General features: G+C 65.8%; 13 protein-coding genes and 1 pseudogene. 4 read left to right on the top strand and 10 right to left on the bottom strand.

What is annotated here, in order from left to right; genetic code table 11:
* Positions 1-292: 292 nt before the first annotated feature.
* From IC50_RS24305 to cnbZ, 4 genes are read left to right on the top strand one after another with little or no spacing between them, the layout of a single operon-like run.
* Positions 293-2,899: a sensor histidine kinase gene (locus IC50_RS24305; protein ID WP_050991077.1), complete on the top strand. Its 2,607-nt coding sequence runs from the start codon at positions 293-295 to the stop codon at positions 2,897-2,899.
* Complete coding sequence (locus IC50_RS24310; protein ID WP_035710643.1) at positions 2,896-3,285, top strand: response regulator; 390 nt, start codon at positions 2,896-2,898, stop codon at positions 3,283-3,285. Before IC50_RS24305 ends, IC50_RS24310 begins: the two co-directional genes overlap by 4 nt.
* Positions 3,282-4,532 (top strand): adenylate/guanylate cyclase domain-containing protein, encoded by a 1,251-nt coding sequence (locus IC50_RS24315; RefSeq protein ID WP_035710644.1) that lies wholly within the window; start codon positions 3,282-3,284, stop codon positions 4,530-4,532. The genes IC50_RS24310 and IC50_RS24315 overlap by 4 nt, the downstream gene beginning before the upstream one ends.
* A gap of 9 nt (positions 4,533-4,541) precedes the next feature.
* On the top strand, positions 4,542-5,288 hold the full coding sequence (gene cnbZ, locus IC50_RS24320) for a 2-amino-5-chloromuconate deaminase CnbZ (protein ID WP_035710645.1): 747 nt from the start codon (positions 4,542-4,544) through the stop codon (positions 5,286-5,288).
* Between the two features lie 63 nt (positions 5,289-5,351).
* Here the strand turns inward: cnbZ and IC50_RS24325 are convergent, their stop codons facing one another.
* The 10 genes and pseudogenes from IC50_RS24325 to IC50_RS24370 form a co-directional block, all read right to left on the bottom strand.
* Positions 5,352-6,236, bottom strand: a complete 885-nt coding sequence (locus tag IC50_RS24325) for an ABC transporter permease (RefSeq protein ID WP_035710647.1) — start codon at positions 6,234-6,236, stop codon at positions 5,352-5,354.
* 3 nt (positions 6,237-6,239) lie between these two features.
* Positions 6,240-7,181 (bottom strand): ABC transporter permease, encoded by a 942-nt coding sequence (locus IC50_RS24330; protein ID WP_035710764.1) that lies wholly within the window; start codon positions 7,179-7,181, stop codon positions 6,240-6,242.
* 160 nt (positions 7,182-7,341) lie between these two features.
* A pseudogene (locus IC50_RS24335) lies at positions 7,342-8,852 on the bottom strand (ABC transporter substrate-binding protein).
* Positions 8,853-8,869: 17 nt separating this feature from the next.
* Complete coding sequence (locus IC50_RS24340) at positions 8,870-9,979, bottom strand: ABC transporter ATP-binding protein (RefSeq protein ID WP_035710650.1); 1,110 nt, start codon at positions 9,977-9,979, stop codon at positions 8,870-8,872.
* A 175-nt stretch (positions 9,980-10,154) separates the two neighbouring features.
* On the bottom strand, positions 10,155-11,144 hold the full coding sequence (locus IC50_RS24345) for an ABC transporter ATP-binding protein (RefSeq protein WP_035710654.1): 990 nt from the start codon (positions 11,142-11,144) through the stop codon (positions 10,155-10,157).
* Positions 11,141-11,851 carry a DUF1028 domain-containing protein gene (locus IC50_RS24350; RefSeq protein WP_035710657.1) on the bottom strand — a complete coding sequence of 237 codons (711 nt, stop codon included), beginning with the start codon at positions 11,849-11,851 and terminating at the stop codon, positions 11,141-11,143. The genes IC50_RS24345 and IC50_RS24350 overlap by 4 nt, the downstream gene beginning before the upstream one ends.
* 10 nt (positions 11,852-11,861) lie before the next feature.
* On the bottom strand, positions 11,862-13,667 hold the full coding sequence (locus IC50_RS24355; RefSeq protein ID WP_035710659.1) for a gamma-glutamyltransferase family protein: 1,806 nt from the start codon (positions 13,665-13,667) through the stop codon (positions 11,862-11,864).
* An 81-nt stretch (positions 13,668-13,748) separates the two neighbouring features.
* A complete protein-coding gene (locus tag IC50_RS24360; RefSeq protein ID WP_035710664.1) occupies positions 13,749-14,738 on the bottom strand; it encodes an ABC transporter ATP-binding protein in 990 nt (329 codons plus the stop codon).
* The gene (locus IC50_RS24365) at positions 14,735-15,721 is read right to left on the bottom strand and encodes an ABC transporter ATP-binding protein (RefSeq protein WP_035710668.1); all 987 of its coding nucleotides are present in this window, start codon (positions 15,719-15,721) and stop codon (positions 14,735-14,737) included. The genes IC50_RS24360 and IC50_RS24365 overlap by 4 nt, the downstream gene beginning before the upstream one ends.
* Positions 15,722-15,749: 28 nt before the next feature.
* Positions 15,750-16,721 (bottom strand): ABC transporter permease, encoded by a 972-nt coding sequence (locus IC50_RS24370; RefSeq protein WP_035710671.1) that lies wholly within the window; start codon positions 16,719-16,721, stop codon positions 15,750-15,752.
* Positions 16,722-16,729 lie beyond the last annotated feature (8 nt).

Raw genomic sequence — 16,729 nt, forward strand, 5'->3', positions numbered from 1 at the left:
GGTCGTCGTGGCCGGCATGTCGATCGGCACGCTGTTCACCCTGTTCGTGCTGCCGGCGGTCTATGTGGTGCTGGCGACCGACCATCGCGCTGCGGCCGATTCGGAGCGGAACAAGCAGGTCAACGAGCTCGACCTCGGCTCAAAGGCGCTGCGGCCGACCTGAGGCCGCAAGGCAAGCTGGTCCAAGGGCGGTAGCGGTCATCCGCTGCCGCCCTTTTTGTTGTGTCCCGGGATAGCCGCTTTTCCGCGCCTGCGAGAGACAAGGTCCGGTCTTCTTGCTAGGTTCCGCGGTATGAGCCTTTCCGTCCATCCCGATAGCCGGCAAGCGAGGTCTTTGCCGAGCGGAGCTTCGAATGGCGTTGCCTCCGGCGGCCAGGCGGCACGGGGGATCAGAAGCCGGCTGTTCATCAAATATGTGGCGCTGTTCGTGGCGGTCGTTGCTGTCGCCCTGCTTGCGAACGGCCTGTTCGAGGTCGTCTTCTATTACCGCGAGCACAAGGCGGCGCTGATCCGTGTCCAGCATGAGCAGGCCGAGGCCGCCGCGGCCAAGATCGGCCATTTCGTGAAGGAGATCGAGAGCCAGCTCGGCTGGACCACGCAACTGCCGTGGTCGGCGGGCTCAATCGAGCAGCGCCGATTCGATGCACTGCGTCTCCTGCGCCAAGTCCCCGCCATTACAGAGCTTGCCCAGGCGGATTCGACCGGTAAGGAGCGGCTGCGCGTTTCGCGGTTGGCGATGGACGCCATCGAGAGCGGGATCGACCTGTCCAGGGATGCCAAGTTCACCGAGGCGGTCGCGCACAAGATCTATTATGGCCCGGTCTATTTCCGCCGGGAGTCCGAGCCCTACATGACGCTGGCGCTGGCCGGTGTGCGCAAGGATGCCGGCGTCAGCATCGCCGAGGTCAATCTCAAGCTGATCTGGGACCTCGTGTCCCAGATCAAGGTCGGCAAGCACGGGCACGCCTACGTGGTCGGCCCCGAGGGACGCCTGATCGCGCATCCCGACATCAGCCTGGTCCTGCGCAACACCGATATGTCGAACCTGCCGCAGGTGCGGGCCGCGCTTGCCTCAGGCGGCCTTATGGGCGACGGGCTCTCCGAGGCGCGCAACATCGAAGGGCAGAAGGTGCTGACCGCGTCGGCGCCGATCGCTCCGCTGCACTGGACCATGTTCGTCGAACTGCCGGTCGAGGAGGCCTATGCCGCACTCTACGCCGCGTTGCAACGGCTCGCGATCGTGCTGCTCGCGGCATCGATCTTTGCCGTGCTCGCCGGGATATTCCTGGCACGTCGCATGGTCGGGCCCATCCAGGCGCTGCGCAGCGGCGCCGAAAGGATCGGCGGCGGCGACTTCTCCCAGCGCATCTCGATCCGGACCGGCGACGAACTCGAAGGCCTTGCCGATCAGTTCAACGACATGGGTGCGCGCTTGCAGGAATCCTATGCCGACCTCGAAAACAAGGTCGAACGGCGAACTGCGGAATTGAGCGAGTCCTTGCAGCAGCAGACGGCGACCGCCGATGTGCTGAAGGTCATCAGCCGTTCGGCGTTTGATCTGCAGACCGTCCTGAACACGCTGGTCGGATCGGCCGCCCGCTTGTGCGACGCCGACGAGGGGACGATCTTTCGGCCTCGCGACGGCGTTTTCTATTTGGCGGCAAGCTGCGGGCTCGACGCGGAGCAGGAAAGCAAGCTTCGGACCTTCGCGTCCGTACCGGAGCGCGGGAGTGTGGTCGGACGCACGTTGCTTGATGGCAGGACGGTCCATGTTCCCGACGTGCAGGCCGACCCAAACTATGCCCCCTCGGCCGCGCGACGGCGTTCCAACGTGCGTACGATGCTCGGTGTCCCCCTCCTTCGGGAGGGGACACCGATCGGCGTGTTCGTCCTGACGCGGCATATGGTACGGCCCTTCAGCGACAAGCAAATAGAACTCGCTACGACCTTTGCGGATCAGGCCCTTATCGCGATCGAGAATGTCCGATTGTTCGAGGAGGTTCAGGAACGCACGACAGAACTGTCGCGATCCCTCGACGATCTGCGCACCGCGCAGGACCGCCTGGTCCAGACGGAGAAGCTTGCCTCGCTCGGCCAGCTTACCGCGGGGATCGCTCATGAGATCAAGAACCCGCTCAACTTCGTCAACAATTTCTCGGCTCTCTCGACCGAGTTGATCGACGAGCTCAACGAGGCCCTGCAATCCGCCGCGCTCGACGGCAAGACGAAGGAGGAGATCGAGGAGCTGACCGGCACGCTCAAGGGCAACCTCGAAAAGGTGGTGCAGCACGGCAAGCGCGCCGATTCCATCGTCCGGAACATGCTGCTGCATTCGCGCGAGGGCTCCGGCGAACATCGCGCCGCCGACATCAATGCCGTCGTGGAGGAAAGCCTCAATCTGGCCTATCACGGCGCGCGCGCCGAGCGGCCGGCCTTCAACGTCACGCTCCAGCGCGAGCTCGACCCGGCCGCCGGTATGGTCGATATCTATCCGCAGGAGATCACGCGCGTCTTCCTCAACCTGATCTCCAACGGCTTCTATGCCACTGCCAAGCGCAAGGAGAGCGCGGGCGACGCCTTCGAGCCGACCTTGCGCGCCGCGACGAAGAACCTCGGCGACAAGGTCGAGATCCGGATCCGTGATAACGGCACCGGGATTCCGTCCGAGGTGAAGGAGAAGATGTTCAATCCCTTTTTCACGACCAAGCCGGCCGGCGAGGGGACCGGGCTCGGTCTTTCGATGAGTCATGACATCGTGGTGAAACAACACGGCGGGACGATCGACGTGAACACCACACCCGGTGTATTCACCGAATTCGTCATCACCTTGCCGCGGACGATGACACCGGGCAGCACGACCGGTAGTACAGCTGGCAGTACACTTGGAGGCGAGTCTTGAACGTTTACATCCTGGTCGTCGATGACGAGCCCGACGTCGAGGCGCTGTTCCGGCAGCAGTTCCGGCGCGACCTGCGCGCCGGCCGCTTCCAGATGGAGTTCGCTCTCTCGGCTCCCGAGGCGCTCGAGCGCGCCGCCGAGGTTCGCGATCCCTCGCTGATCCTGATCCTGTCCGATATCAACATGCCCGGCATGAGCGGGCTCGACATGCTGCCGAAGGTGCGTGCCGCACATCCGGACGTTCCGGTCATCATGATCACAGCCTATGGCGACGCCGAGACGCGCCGAAAGGCGATCGAGCGCGGCGCGGTCGGGCTCCTCACCAAGCCGATCGATTTCGTGCTGCTGCGGCAGGAGATCGACACGAGGCTCGAGCAAGCCGCATGACTGCGACCATCCTCTTCGTCGATGACGAGCCGGACCTCGAGGCGCTGATCCTGCAGAAATTCCGCAGGCAGATTCGCGATGGACAGTTCGCTCTCATATTCGCGCGCGACGGCTTGGAGGCGCTGGAGTCGCTCGAGCAGAACCCGCATGTCGACATGGTGGTTTCCGACATCAACATGCCGCGGATGGACGGGCTGTCGCTGCTGGCGAAGCTCCAGGAAGCCGAGGACAAGAAATCGACCATCATCGTCTCGGCCTATGGCGACATGAGCAACATCCGTGTCGCCATGAACCGCGGCGCGTTCGACTTCCTGACCAAGCCGATCGACTTCGCCGATCTGGAGACCACGATCGAGAAGACCATTCGTCATGTCGAGATGCTGCGCGACGTGCGGCGGCGCCAGATGGAAGCCGAGCGCGCCCATGCCTCGCTGTCGCGTTTCTTCTCGCCGGAGATCGCAAGGCGCCTGGCGGCGGATGTCGACGGCGACGGCATGGAGGTGCAGTGGCGCGATGTCGCCACCCTCTTCACCGACATCACCGGCTTTACCTCGCTGGTCGAGTCCGCGGCCCCGCAGACGCTGGGCGAGCTTCTCAACGAGTATGTCGGCGGCATGACCGAGATCGTCTTCGCTCATGAGGGGACGGTCGCCAAGATCATCGGCGATGCGATCCAGGTGCTGTTCAATGCACCAGGCGACCAGCCGGACTATGCGACGCGTGCAGTTGCCTGCGCTCATGACCTCGACGCCTGGGCGGAGGACTTTTCGGCGCGCTGGAAGGCGAGAGGCGTGAATTTCGGGGCCACCCGCATCGGTGCCCATGCTGGTCCCGCGCTGGTCGGCAATTTCGGCGGCAACCGCTTTTTCGACTACACGGCCTATGGCGACACCGTCAATACGGCGGCGCGGCTGGAAGCCGCCAACAAGCATCTGGGAACGCGCATCTGCGTCAGTGCCAGCGTGGCAAAGGCGGCTGCGAACTTCCATGGTCGGCCCGTGGGCGACCTGATGCTGCGTGGACGCAGCGAGCCGCTGCGCGCGTTCGAACCGTTGCCCGAGGCGAAATTCGAAGCCCCGGAGACGGCGCAATATTCCGAAGCTTTTGCCAAGATGGAGGCCGGCGATGCCGCGGCCATGCCGGCCTTTGCCGCGCTGGTCGGGATGCATGCCGACGATCCGCTGGCCGGTTTTCACCTGAGGCGTCTGCTCAACGGCGCCAAAGGCATTCGCATGCAATTGGAATAGGAGTCCGTCATGACGCGTGAATTCTCCGCCGGCAACTATCGTTTCATCCCATCCGTGTTCCAGTATTCCGCCGGCGCCGCCGCGGATGAGGGCTACGAGATCGAGCGCGTCCGGTTCGACCGCCTGGTACCGCTCGCGGAAGGATTTGCGCGGGCCGCAAAATACATCCAGGAGGCGGGGCGTTCGCTGACCGCATTCTGTGCCTGCGAGCTGCGCTCACCGGCGGCGTTCAGCGAGGAAGGCTTCCGCGCGTTCAATTTGCACTACGTGAAGACGCTGTCGGAATGGGGCATCTTCGACGGGACCACCAATCCGGTGGCGCGCAGCAATGTGTGTCCGGAGATCGAGCCGCCCTCAGAGCCGTCCTTCTACGCATTCTCCTTCACGCGCCCGACCCACTCGAAAGCACCATCGTTTGTGATTGCCGGTGGCGCCGAGGCCCGTGAAGGCAGTGGGACCTATGTCGAGCGCACCGTGCGCTACCGCGACCTCAGTCCGGAAGGCCTGCGGGAGAAGGTTCGCTTCACCACGACCTCGCAAATGGAGGCCCGGATGGCCGCCTTCGGCTTCGGCTGGAAGGATACGACCGGCGTTCAGGCCTATTCCGTGCACGACTTTCACCACGCGCTGGTCGACGAACTGGTCCGCCGCGGCGCATTGCGCTCCGGCTTGACCTGGCATTTTGCCCGGCCGCCGGTGGTCGACCTGGAATACGAGATGGATTGCCGGCGGGTGATGCGGGAAGTGGTGATCTGATCCGTCGACGGTCGCTCTTCACTTCTGTGGGGCAGAGGTGAAGATCGCGGTTCTGATCCAACTTCAGCGCTGCCGCGGATCGAGCGCGTCGCGGAGGCCGTCGCCGAGCAGATTCAGCGACAGCACCACGAGGAAGATCGCAAGTCCCGGCCAGATCGCCATCCACGGCGCCTGGGTCAGGAAGCGTTGCGCGGCGTTGAGCATGCTGCCCCAGGATGGCGCGGGCGGCTGCTGGCCGAGGCCGAGGAAGGACAGGGCGGCTTCCGCGATGATGGCGGCGGCGATCGAGAGTGTCGCCTGCACCAGCAGCGCCGGCAGGATGTTCGGCAGGATATGGGAGAACGCGATCCGCCAAGGCGGATTGCCGAGGGCGCGCGCCGCCTCGACATAGTCCTCGGCCTTGACGACCAGCACCTGGCCGCGGGTCAGGCGGATGAAGATCGGGGTCGCCGAGATGCCGATCGCGATCATGGCATTGCCGAGGCTTGGACCGAGGAACGCGGCGAGCGCAATCGCCAGGATCAGGAACGGGCAGGCCAGCATCGCGTCCGTGATCCGGCTGATCAGCGCATCGACGAAGCCGCCGCGATATCCGGCGAGGAGACCGAGCGGCACGCCGACGCCGAGCGCGATCGCCACCGAGATGAGGCCCGCGAGCAGAGAGGCGCGGGCGCCGTAGACGACGCGGCTGAGGATGTCGCGGCCGAGCTCGTCGGTGCCGAACCAGTGGGTTGTGGTCGGCGGCTTGCGCACCAGGCTCCAGCTCGTCGCGACGGGATCATAGGGCACGACGAGCGACGCGAGGGCCGCAAGGAGAATGAATGCCGTGATCACGACGAGCCCGAACACCGCTGCCTTGCGCTTGAACAGCCGCCGCCGCGCGCGGCGAGCAGGGCTATCCAGCTCATAGGCTTGCGTGACGGGACTGGGCAGCGCGGCGTCGGTCATGGGCTAGCCTCGCAGCCGCGGATTGACCAGGATATAGGCGACGTCGGCGACAAGGTTCAGCGTGATGTAGACGGTGGCGGTCACCAGCACGACGCCCTGCACCACCGCATAGTCGCGGTTGAAGACGGCGTCCACGATCAGCTTGCCGAATCCGGGAATGGAGAAGATCTGTTCGGTCAGCACCGCACCTGACAGCAGCGTGCCGAGTTCGAGCGCGCCGAGTGTGATCACGGGCGTCAGCGCATTGCGCATCGCGTGCTTGAGGATGACCGAGCGCTCGGAGAGGCCCTTCGCCCGCGCGGTGCGGACATAGTCGCTTTCCAGCACCTGGAGCATGGCGCTGCGCGTATGCCGCATCAGGATCGCGGAAATCGCATTGCCGAGCACGAACGCCGGCATGATGGTGGCGGCCAGGCTCGCGCGCCAGTCCTCGGTCAGCGGCACGTAGCCGGAGGCGGGCAGCCAGCCGAGCTTGATCGAGAACAGGAAGATCAGGAGGATTCCGAGCCAGAAATTCGGCGTCGAGATGCCCCACAGCGCAAACAGATTGGCGCCATAGTCCCAGGCCGTGCCCTTCTTCACCGCGGAGACGATGCCGGCGGGAATGCCGATGAAGAACGCGATCAGGATCGCCATCGAGCCGAGCTGCAGCGTCACCGGCAGCTTCTGCGCGATCAGCTCGCGCACCGGCATCTTGTTGCGCAGCGACTCGCCGAAATTGCCCGTCAGCACGCCCTTGAGCCAATAGACGTATTGCACGGGGATCGGCTGATCGAGCTTGTACTGCTGGCGGATCTGCTCGATCACCGCGGGATCGCGCTCCTCGCCGGCCATCACCAGCGCGGGATCGCCCGGCAGCAATTGCTGCAGCGAGAAGATCAGCACCGACACGAAGAACAGCGTCGGCACGATCTGCGCGATGCGGCGGGCGAGGAAGTTCAGCATGATGCGGCTTGTGTCCCGGGCGCAGCGCAACATGCAATGTTGCGCTGCTGAACCGGGACCCAATGGCCGCGGTTTGCTGCTGCTGTGGGTCCCGGCTCTGCGGAGCAGCGCTTATGCGCTGCGCCGCGTCCGGGACACGCCATCGTCGTCATCAGATCTGTCACTTGAACTTCAGTCCGACCACGCGCACGAGGCCATCGGGCATCTGCCGGTAACCGTCGAGCTTCTTGGTGTGCGCGATCAGGAGCGTGCGGTGATAGATGTAGATGATCGGCAGGTCGTCGAGCAGGATCTTGGTCAGCTTGGCGTAGATCGCCTTGCGCTCGTCGACGTTGGATGTCGCTCGCCCCTCTTCCAGCAGCTTGTCGGCGTCTGGGTTGGAATAACCTCCGTCATTCTGCGGCGCCTTGCTGCGCATGAAGATGTAGGAATTGCCGTCGGGATCGATCCGGCCGCTCCAGGGGATCTGAAACACCTGGAATTCGCCGGCCTGGGCTGCTTGAAGGTGGTCGCAAATTCGACGGCGCGGATCTTGATGCCGAAGCCGGCTTCGGCGGCCATGGACTGCACGACCTGGGCGACGGCCTCGTACTCGGTGCCCTTGGGGACCATGTAGTCGATGGTCACGGGGAGGCTGACGCCGGCCTCCTTCAGCAGTGCTTTGGCCTTGGCGATGTCGCGGCCCGGAACGGGGAAAGACTTCTGATAATACGGATGCGTCGGGCTGACCCACTGATTGCCTGGGGTGAACTCGCCGTTGAACACGACCTGGTTGATGGCCTCGCGATCGATCGACAGGCTGAGCGCCTGGCGCACCTTCGCCGACTGGCTGAGCGGTCCCTTGGCTTTGTCGTTGGCGATGTTGATCGTGAGGCCTTGATAGCCGAGCTCGGGCGCGGTCGACAGCACGAGCCGGGGATCGGCGCGAACGTCCTTGATGTCGGTGGCGAGCACGCGTTCGATCAGGTCGAGCGCGCCGGATTTCAGATTGGCGAGGCGCACGGTGGCGTCGACGATCGGCTGGAACACGATGCGGTCGATGTGGATGTTGTCCTTGTTCCAGTAGTCGGCGAATTTCTCGAATACCATGCGGTCCTGCTGGACGCGCTCGACGAATTTGTAGGGACCGGCGCAGACCGGATGCAGGCCGAACTTGTCACCGGCCTCCTTCGCAGCCTTGGGCGAGACCATCATGCCGGAGCGGTCGGTGAGCTGGGTGATCAGCGGCGAGTACGGCGTCTTCAGCACCAGCTTGATCGTGAGGGGATCGACCACCTCGACATGGTCGACGCTGGCGAGCTCCGACTTGCGGAACGAGGTCGGCAGCGTCATGTGACGCTCGATCGAGAATTTTGCGGCTTCCGCGTCGAGCGGCTCGCCATCGTGGAACTTGACGTTTGGCCGAAGCTTGATCGTCATGGCCTTGCCGTCGGCCGATGTCTCGTAGGACAACGCCAGCTGCGGCACGATATTGAGCTTCTCGTCGATGTCGAATAGCTTGTCACAGAACGCGGAGAAGACGATGCGGCCGACATAAGTGCGGCCGATGCTGGGATCGAGGATGTCGGGGTCTTCGGCGATGCCGATGCGAAGCGTGGTCTGCGACTGGGCCGTGCCCGCGAGCGACGTCAGCAATGCCGACGCCAGGATTGTCAAGCGCATCAAGCTCATCGTTCTCAACCTCTGTTTCACGGCGATGTGGGGGCCGCCCCCAATGAACGTATCCCGCCGCCGCGTGCTGCTTCGGGCCCGCCGCTGAAGGCTGCGACCAGTTTTTCCAGGACCGGCGAGAAGCCGCCGTCCATGCGGACGATCGCCTCCGAGGAGGGCAGTTCCGATGTTCGGTGGCAGGCCGTTGCATGTCCGATGCCATCCGCGACGAGCCGAGGCATTTCGCTGCGGCAGCGATCGACCACATAGGGGCAGCGGGTGTGGAAGCGGCATCCCGGCGGCGGATTGAGCGCGCTGGGGATCTCTCCCTGCAGCACAATCCGGCTGCTCTTTGCCCGCGGTTTAGGCACGGGGATCGCGGACAGAAGCGCCCGGCTGTAGGGATGGCGCGGCGCGGCGAACAGCGCGTCCGCCTCCGCGGTCTCGACGATCTGGCCGAGATTCATCACCGCGACGTGGTCGGCGATGTGCTTGACCACGGCGAGGTCATGCGAGACGAAAATGTAGGCGAGGCCCAGCCGGTCTTGCAGCTCGCGCAGGAGGTTGAGGATCTGCGAGCGAATCGAGACGTCGAGTGCCGAGACCGGCTCGTCGCAGATGATCAGCTTCGGCTCGACCGCGAGCGCGCGAGCGATGGCGATGCGCTGGCGCTGGCCGCCGGAGAATTCATGCGGATAACGTCGCGCCAGCCGTGGCTCCAGCCCGACCAGCCGCAGCAGCTCGGCGACGCGCTCGGATCGCCGCGGCGCCGGAGCGAGATCATGCAGTGCCAGCGGCTCGGTCAGGATCTGGCCGACCGTCATGCGCGGATTGAGCGAGGCGTAGGGATCCTGGAAGATGATCTGCGCCTCGCGGCGGAAGGCGCGCAAGCCGCGGGCATCGAGCGAGAGCAGATCGCGGCCGTCGAAACGGACCGAGCCTGCATCCGGCTCGATCAGCCGCAGCACCAGGCGGCTGACGGTGGACTTGCCGCAGCCGGATTCTCCGACCAGGGCCAGCGTCTTGCCCGCTTCGAGCGAGAAGCTGACGCCATCGACCGCCTTGACGTGCGCCAGCGGCCGGCCCAGCAGCGAGCGCTCGGCGACGAAATGCTTGACCAGGCCTGTCACCTCGAGCAGGGCGGTCATTGTTTGCACACCCCACGAAATCCGGTCTCGTGTCCCGGGCGCAGCGCAATACGGAGTATTGCGACGCTGAACCGGGACCCAGCTCTTCGCCACATGGGCCCCGTTTCAGCGGTGCACCACTGCGCTTCGCTTGTGCTGCACCGCGCCCGGGGCACGAGAGGAGATAGCAGCGCCATCACGACACCAGGCGTTCGAGCGGCGCGCGGATGCAGCGCGAGAGGTGACCGGGGCCGACTTCCAGCAGCCGCGGCGGCACCTTCGTACAGGCATCCAGCACGAAGGGACAGCGCGCGGCGAAGCGGCAACCGGCGGGCGGCTGCGCCATGTTCGGAACCATGCCTTCGATCGTCGCAAGCTGCTCGGCCCGATGGTCGAGCCGCGGGATCGAGCCGAGCAGGCCGACCGTGTACGGATGCTGCGCCGCGGAGAACAATTCGTCCACCGGCGCGCGCTCGACGATCTCGCCGGCATACATCACCGCCACCTCGTCGCAGACCTCGGCGACGACGCCGAGATCGTGGGTGATCAGGATGATCGCGGCGCCGCTCGCCGCTTTCAGCTCGCGCATCAGCTCCAGGATCTGGGCCTGCAGGGTGACGTCGAGCGCCGTCGTCGGCTCGTCGGCGATGAGGAGGCGCGGGTCGCAGGCGAGCGCCATCGCGATCATCACGCGCTGGCGCATGCCGCCGGAGAGCTTGTGTGGATATTCGTCGATGCGCCGCTCGGGCGATGGAATGTGGACGCGGCGCAGCAGCTCGATTGCGCGGTTCCGCGCACTCTTCCGCGAGCCGCCGCGGTGGCGCAAGATCGTTTCGATGATCTGGTCGCCGATCGTGAAACTCGGGTTGAGCGAGGTCATCGGCTCCTGGAAGATCATCGCCAGCCGGTTGCCGCGCAGATCGCGCAGCGTCTGGTCCGGGGTCTTCAACAGGTCGAAACCGTCGAAGCGGATCGCGCCGGATATCTCCGCGCTCTGCTTCGGCAAGAGGCCCATGATCGCCAGCGACGTCACGCTCTTGCCGCACCCGGATTCGCCGACGAGGCCGAGCGTGGCGCCATTGGCCACGCTGAGATCGACACTGTCGACGGCGTGGGTGACGCGGCCGTCGTCGCCGTGAAAGCGGATGCGCAGGTCCCTGATCTCGATGAGTGGGCTCGCGCTCATGACCGCCTTGCGCGCGCTGCTGCGATGCTGGCATCGATGACGCTGCGATCGGTGTTGCCGGCCGGGTTCTGCCGCGTCGGCATGGAGGCGCGGAAGTGCACCCAGAGCTCGTGGCTGACTTGCTCGAGTCGTTCGACCTCGCCGAGCGGATCGGGATGGTCGTCGGCGCGAACGTCCAGCGCCGGCCATTCCTCCTCGCCGTGGATCAGCAGCGCGGCGGACTGCTTGCCCCGCTTGTCGCCGCCGGCGGCCTCGCCCGCACGCATCGCCGCGAGCAGACGGCGCGGGAAGGGCAGGCTGTCGTTGGCAATGTAGGTCCTTGCGGTCTCGTCGAGCACGTCGGCGCAGGCGAGCATGTTGCCGGCGACCGAGAAGCCGCTGCCTGCGATGTGGCCGCACCAGTCGACGCAGTCGCCCCCTGTATGCGCGGCGATCTCGCCGCTGGCATCCATGATGTGGACCTGGCGGCTTTCGCGGCCGTCATCGGTCGCAAGCAGGGTGGCGAGCACATCGTGCGCATTGAGGCCTTCGCGCAGCAGCTTGACGCCGTCGATGCCGTAGTAGGGGTTGACGAAGGCCTGCGTGGCGATGGCGCCGAGGCCGGCGGCAATGTACGGGACCCGTGCGCCGACGGCGAAGAAGCGAGTGGCGACAGCAATGCCGAAATGGCCGGTGGCAGGATCGCGTGCGATAATCGACCAGGTCATTGGCTGCCTTTCAGCGTCCTGCGGCGTAGCCCTGCATGCCGCGCGGATTGGCGGCGGCGCGGCGGCGTACGCCGATGCGCGAGGCTGCGGTGAGGCGACCTTCCGACCAGTCGGGGCCGACCTCGACGATATGGCCACGCTCGCGCAGGTTTTCGATCGTCGCCTTCGGCACGCGGTTCTCGACCACGAGCACGCCGGGGCGCGCGGTGCGCGGCCAGAACGAGATCGGGAAATGCTCGGAGTGCCAGGCCGGCGCGTCGATCGCTTCCTGGAGATTGAGATTGCAGTGAACGTGGCGCAGGAAAAACTGCGTGATCCACTGGTCCTGCTGGTCGCCGCCGGGCGAGCCCCAGGCGAGATACGGCTCGCCATCGCGCAATGCCATGGTCGGCGACAGCGTCGTGCGCGGCCGCTTTCCCGGCGCGAGCGCGGCGGGATGGCCTTCCTCCAGCCAGAACATCTGGGCGCGGCTGCCCAGACAAAAGCCGAGCTCCGGAATGATCGGCGAGGATTGCAGCCAGCCGCCCGACGGCGTCGAGGACACCATGTTGCCGGCTTTGTCGATGATGTCGAAATGCACGGTGTCGCCGCGCACCTCGCCGAAGCGCCCGACCGTCGGTTCGCCGGCACCGAGTGCGCCGACAGCCTCGCGCTGGCCCTCGGCGCGGCGCAGCTTGACCTCGCCGCCAAAACCCTCGACCGAGCCGGGCACGAAGTCGAGCGAGGCCTTGTCGGTGACGAGCTTGCGGCGCTCGTCGTTGTAGGCATCCGACAGCAGCGTTGCGATCGGGATCTCGGTGAACTTGGGGTCGCCGTAGAATTTCTCGCGGTCGGCGAAGGCAAGCTTGGCGGATTCGATCTGGAGATGGATGAACTCCGGTCCGGTCGGATCGAGCCCGTCGAGCGCAAAGCCCTTGAGCAGCGCAAGCTGCTGCAGTGTCACCGGGCCCTGGCTCCAGACACCGGCCTTGCAGACGGTGTAGCGGCCGTAATCGTAGGTGAGCGGCGCCTCGACCGTCGGCTGCCAGCGCGCCATGTCGTCGGCAGAGAGGACGCCGCGGTGCGGGGAGCCGCTGACATCCATTACGTCCTGAGTGCGACAAAATTTGTCGATCGCCTCAGCGACAAAACCCCGCGACCAGGCCTTTCGCGCGCGCTCGATCTCGGCGTCGCGGCCACCGCCGCCGCTCTCGGCTTCGCTGAGAATGCGGGTGTAGGTCGCGGCCAGCGTCTTGTTGGTGAAGAGTGTGCCCGGCTTCGGTACCTCACCGTTCGGAAGATACACCGCGGCCGAGGTCGGCCAGTGCTGACGGAACAGCTGCTCGACGGTCTGGATCGTGGCGCAGGCGCGCTCGACCAGAGGATAGCCGTCGCGGGCGTAGGAGATCGCCGGCTCCAGCACGTCGCGCACGCGCATCGTGCCGTAGTCGCGCAAGAGCATCATCCAGGATTCGAAGGTGCCGGGGACGCAGGCGGCGAGCAGGCCGGTGCCCGGCACCATGTCGAGGCCTTCGCTTCTGTAATGCGCGATGGTGGCGCGCGCGGGCGCGGGGCCCTGACCGCAGATCACCTCGGTGCGGCCGCGCTTCACGTCATGGACGATGATGGGCACGTCGCCGCCGGGACCGTTCAGATGCGGCTCGACCACCTGGAGCGTGAAGGCGGTGGCAACGCCGGCATCGAAGGCATTGCCGCCCTTTTCCAGGATAGCCATGCCGACGGCGGTCGCAATCCAGTGCGTGGTGGCGACGACTCCGAAGGTGCCTTCGATCTCGGGCCTCGTCGTGAATGGATCGGGATTGATCTTGCTGGTCATCGGCTACCCCATTTGCGGTGCGCGCAATTGATCACAGGGCCACGCCGCCGCCAAATGCGCAGGCCGCATGGCACGCGCGCGTCACGCCGGGACCGGCGCGGTGTTGACGGCGTGGCAGGCGACGCCGTCGATCAGTTCCGGGGTCTCCTTGCGGCAGAGATCGAACGCCAGCGGACAGCGCGGATTGAAGGCGCAGCCGGAGGGCGGATTGATCGGGTTCGGGATCTCGCCCTTGACCGGAATGCGCTGGCGGCCGCTCATCGCGAGATCCGGCACGGCGCCGAGCAGCATCTTGGTGTAGGGCATGCGCGGACGGGCGAACAGCTCGCGTCCGTCCGCGATCTCGACGATGCGGCCGAGATACATCACGCCGACGCGGCTCGCCATGTGACGGACCACGGCGAGGTTGTGGCTGATGAACATGTAGGTCAGGCCGAACTTGTCCTGGAGGTCGCGCATCAGGTTCAGGATCTGCGCCTGCACGGAGACGTCGAGCGCCGAGGTCGGCTCGTCGCAGACGATGAACTCGGCATCGGAGGCGAGCGCCCGTGCAATCGCGATCCGCTGGCGCTGGCCGCCGGAGAATTCGTGCGGGAATTTCAGCCGGTCGTCCGGATGCAGGCCGACGAGGCCGAGCAGCTCGCCGACGCGGGCCTGGATATCGCGCTCGCCCTGGATCAGGTCGAAGGCGCGGATCGGCTCGGAGATGATGGCGTCGACGCGGAACCGCGGGTTCAGGCTCGCATAGGGATCCTGGAAGATCATCTGGATGCGGCGACGCAGCTTGCGCCGCGCCGGCGCCTGCCGCGGATCGGCCATCGAGACGCCGTCGATCAGGACATCGCCGGAACTGGGCGGCAGGAGGCCGACGACCATCCGCGCCACCGTGGTCTTGCCGGAGCCGGACTCGCCGACCAGAGCAAACGTCTCGCCCTTGCGGATATCGAAGGTGACGTGATCGACCGCCTTGAGATATTCGAGCTGCCCGCCTTCGAGGACGCGGTTGAGCCAGGGTTTTGAGACGTCGAAGACGCGGCGCAGGTTTGTGGCCTGGACGAAAGGCGCGCTCATGCGGCGCTCTCCGCCGGTACGGTGTCATAGAGATGGCACGCGACCGATTGCGCGCCGCGCGGCTGCGGCTCCGGCCGCTCCACGCGGCATCGGTCGAAGGCGAAGGCGCAACGCGGGTTGAAAGAGCAGCCGCGCGGGATCGCCGACAGCCGGGGCATAGATCCGGGGATCTGCACGAGGCGCTTGTCCTCGCCCGCAAGCGTCGGGATCGCGCCCATCAGGCCCTTGGCGTAGGGATGCAGCGGGTTCCTCACGACATCCTGCACCGGGCCGATCTCCGCGATGCGGCCGGCATACATCACCGCGACGCGGTCCGAGGTCTCCGCGATCACGCCCATGTCGTGCGTCACCAGCATCACGGCCGTGCCATGGTCGCGGCCGAGCCGCTTGATCAGCGAGATGATCTGCGCCTGCACGGAAACGTCGAGCGCGGTGGTCGGCTCGTCCGCGATGATCACCTCCGGCTCGGCGCAGATCGCAAGCGCAATCACCACGCGCTGGCGCATGCCGCCGGAGAACTCGTGGGGATAGCCGTCGATGCGCTTTTCGGGCGCGGGAATGCCGACCTCGGCGAGCAGGTCGATGGCGCGGCGGCGCGCCGCCTGCTCCGACAGATTGAGGTGCGTCCGGATCGTCTCCACGATCTGGTCGCCGACCTTGTACAGCGGATTGAGCGAGGTGAGCGGATCCTGGAAGATCATCCCGATGCGCTTGCCCCTGATACGGCGCATCTGCTCCGGCGGCAGATTGTCGATGCGCAGGCCCGCGAGACGAATCTCGCCGCCGGCAATGCGGCCGGGCGGATCGATCAGGCCGATCACCGAGAGGCCGGTGACGGACTTGCCGGCCCCGGATTCGCCGACGACGCCGAGCACCTCGCCCTTGGCGATGTCGAAGGAGACGTCGTCGATGGCGCGCAGCGTTCCGCGGCGGGAGGCGAACTCCACCTGGAGATTGCGCACGGAGAGCACGGGTTCGGTCATGGGCGAGGCGCTCTTATCGAAGTTTTGCTCATCGAAGCTTCGGGTTGAGCGCGTCGCGCAGCCAGTCGCCGAGCAGGTTGATCGAGAGGATCAGGGCGGCGAGCGCAAGCCCGGGGAAGGCGACGATCCACCATTCGCCGGCGAACAGATAATTGTTGCCGATGCGGATCAGCGTGCCGAGCGACGGCATGGTGTCGGGCAGGCCGACGCCGAGGAAGGAGAGCGTCGCCTCGGTGATGATGGCGAGGGCGAGGTTGATCGTGGCGATGACCAGGATCGGCCCCATCGTGTTCGGCAGCACATGCCGTAGCATGATCTTCGGCGCCGGCAGGCCGATCAGTTGCGCGGCGGCGACGTAGTCCTTGTTCTTCTCGACCATCACGGAGCCGCGCACGGTCCGCGCATACCCCACCCAGAAGCTCAGGCCGATCGAGATCACCAGCACGACGAGCATGCTGGTGGCGTCGAGCCGGTTGCCGAGGATCGATTTCGCGATGCCGTTGACCAGCAGCGCGATCAGGATGGCGGGGAAGGTGAGCTGCACGTCGGCGATCCGCATGATCACGCCATCGACGGCGCCGCCGAAATAGCCGGCGATCAGGCCGAGCCCGATACCGAGCGCGCCGGCGAAGATCACGCCGGCCACGCCGACGGCGAGCGAGATGCGCATGCCGTAGAGAATGGCGGAGAACACGTCGCGGCCCTGCTCGTCGGTGCCGAGCAGGAACGGGCTCTGGCCGTCCGCGGTCCACAGCGGCGAGATCCGCGAATTCATCAATTGCAGCTGTGCGGGATCGAAGGGGTTCTGCACCGCGAGCGCGGATGCAAAGATTGCGAGCAGGAAGAACAGGACCGTGATGGCCGCCGCCACCATGGTGAGCTTGGAACGCCGGAACGAATAGAACAGGTCGCTGTCGAGCGCGCGGCTGAACCAGCTCTGGGCGGCACGCGTCGGCTGCGCGCCCTGCTTGTCGGAATTGGAGACGACTGCGTCGGACATGCAGGCGG

This window comes from Bradyrhizobium genomosp. I (2014), assembly GCF_000261685.1.
GTDB lineage: Bacteria > Pseudomonadota > Alphaproteobacteria > Rhizobiales > Xanthobacteraceae > Bradyrhizobium.

Excerpts from the sequence above, each read along its gene's own strand:
- IC50_RS24305 (WP_050991077.1), top strand. The coding sequence starts at position 293 with ATGAGCCTTTCCGTCCATCCCGATAGCCGGCAAGCGAGGTCTTTGCCG.
- IC50_RS24315 (WP_035710644.1), top strand. The coding sequence starts at position 3,282 with ATGACTGCGACCATCCTCTTCGTCGATGACGAGCCGGACCTCGAGGCG.
- cnbZ (WP_035710645.1), top strand. The coding sequence starts at position 4,542 with ATGACGCGTGAATTCTCCGCCGGCAACTATCGTTTCATCCCATCCGTG.
- IC50_RS24325 (WP_035710647.1), bottom strand. The coding sequence starts at position 6,236 with ATGACCGACGCCGCGCTGCCCAGTCCCGTCACGCAAGCCTATGAGCTG.
- IC50_RS24330 (WP_035710764.1), bottom strand. The coding sequence starts at position 7,181 with ATGCTGAACTTCCTCGCCCGCCGCATCGCGCAGATCGTGCCGACGCTG.
- IC50_RS24340 (WP_035710650.1), bottom strand. The coding sequence starts at position 9,979 with ATGACCGCCCTGCTCGAGGTGACAGGCCTGGTCAAGCATTTCGTCGCC.
- IC50_RS24345 (WP_035710654.1), bottom strand. The coding sequence starts at position 11,144 with ATGAGCGCGAGCCCACTCATCGAGATCAGGGACCTGCGCATCCGCTTT.
- IC50_RS24350 (WP_035710657.1), bottom strand. The coding sequence starts at position 11,851 with ATGACCTGGTCGATTATCGCACGCGATCCTGCCACCGGCCATTTCGGC.
- IC50_RS24355 (WP_035710659.1), bottom strand. The coding sequence starts at position 13,667 with ATGACCAGCAAGATCAATCCCGATCCATTCACGACGAGGCCCGAGATC.
- IC50_RS24360 (WP_035710664.1), bottom strand. The coding sequence starts at position 14,738 with ATGAGCGCGCCTTTCGTCCAGGCCACAAACCTGCGCCGCGTCTTCGAC.
- IC50_RS24365 (WP_035710668.1), bottom strand. The coding sequence starts at position 15,721 with ATGACCGAACCCGTGCTCTCCGTGCGCAATCTCCAGGTGGAGTTCGCC.
- IC50_RS24370 (WP_035710671.1), bottom strand. The coding sequence starts at position 16,721 with ATGTCCGACGCAGTCGTCTCCAATTCCGACAAGCAGGGCGCGCAGCCG.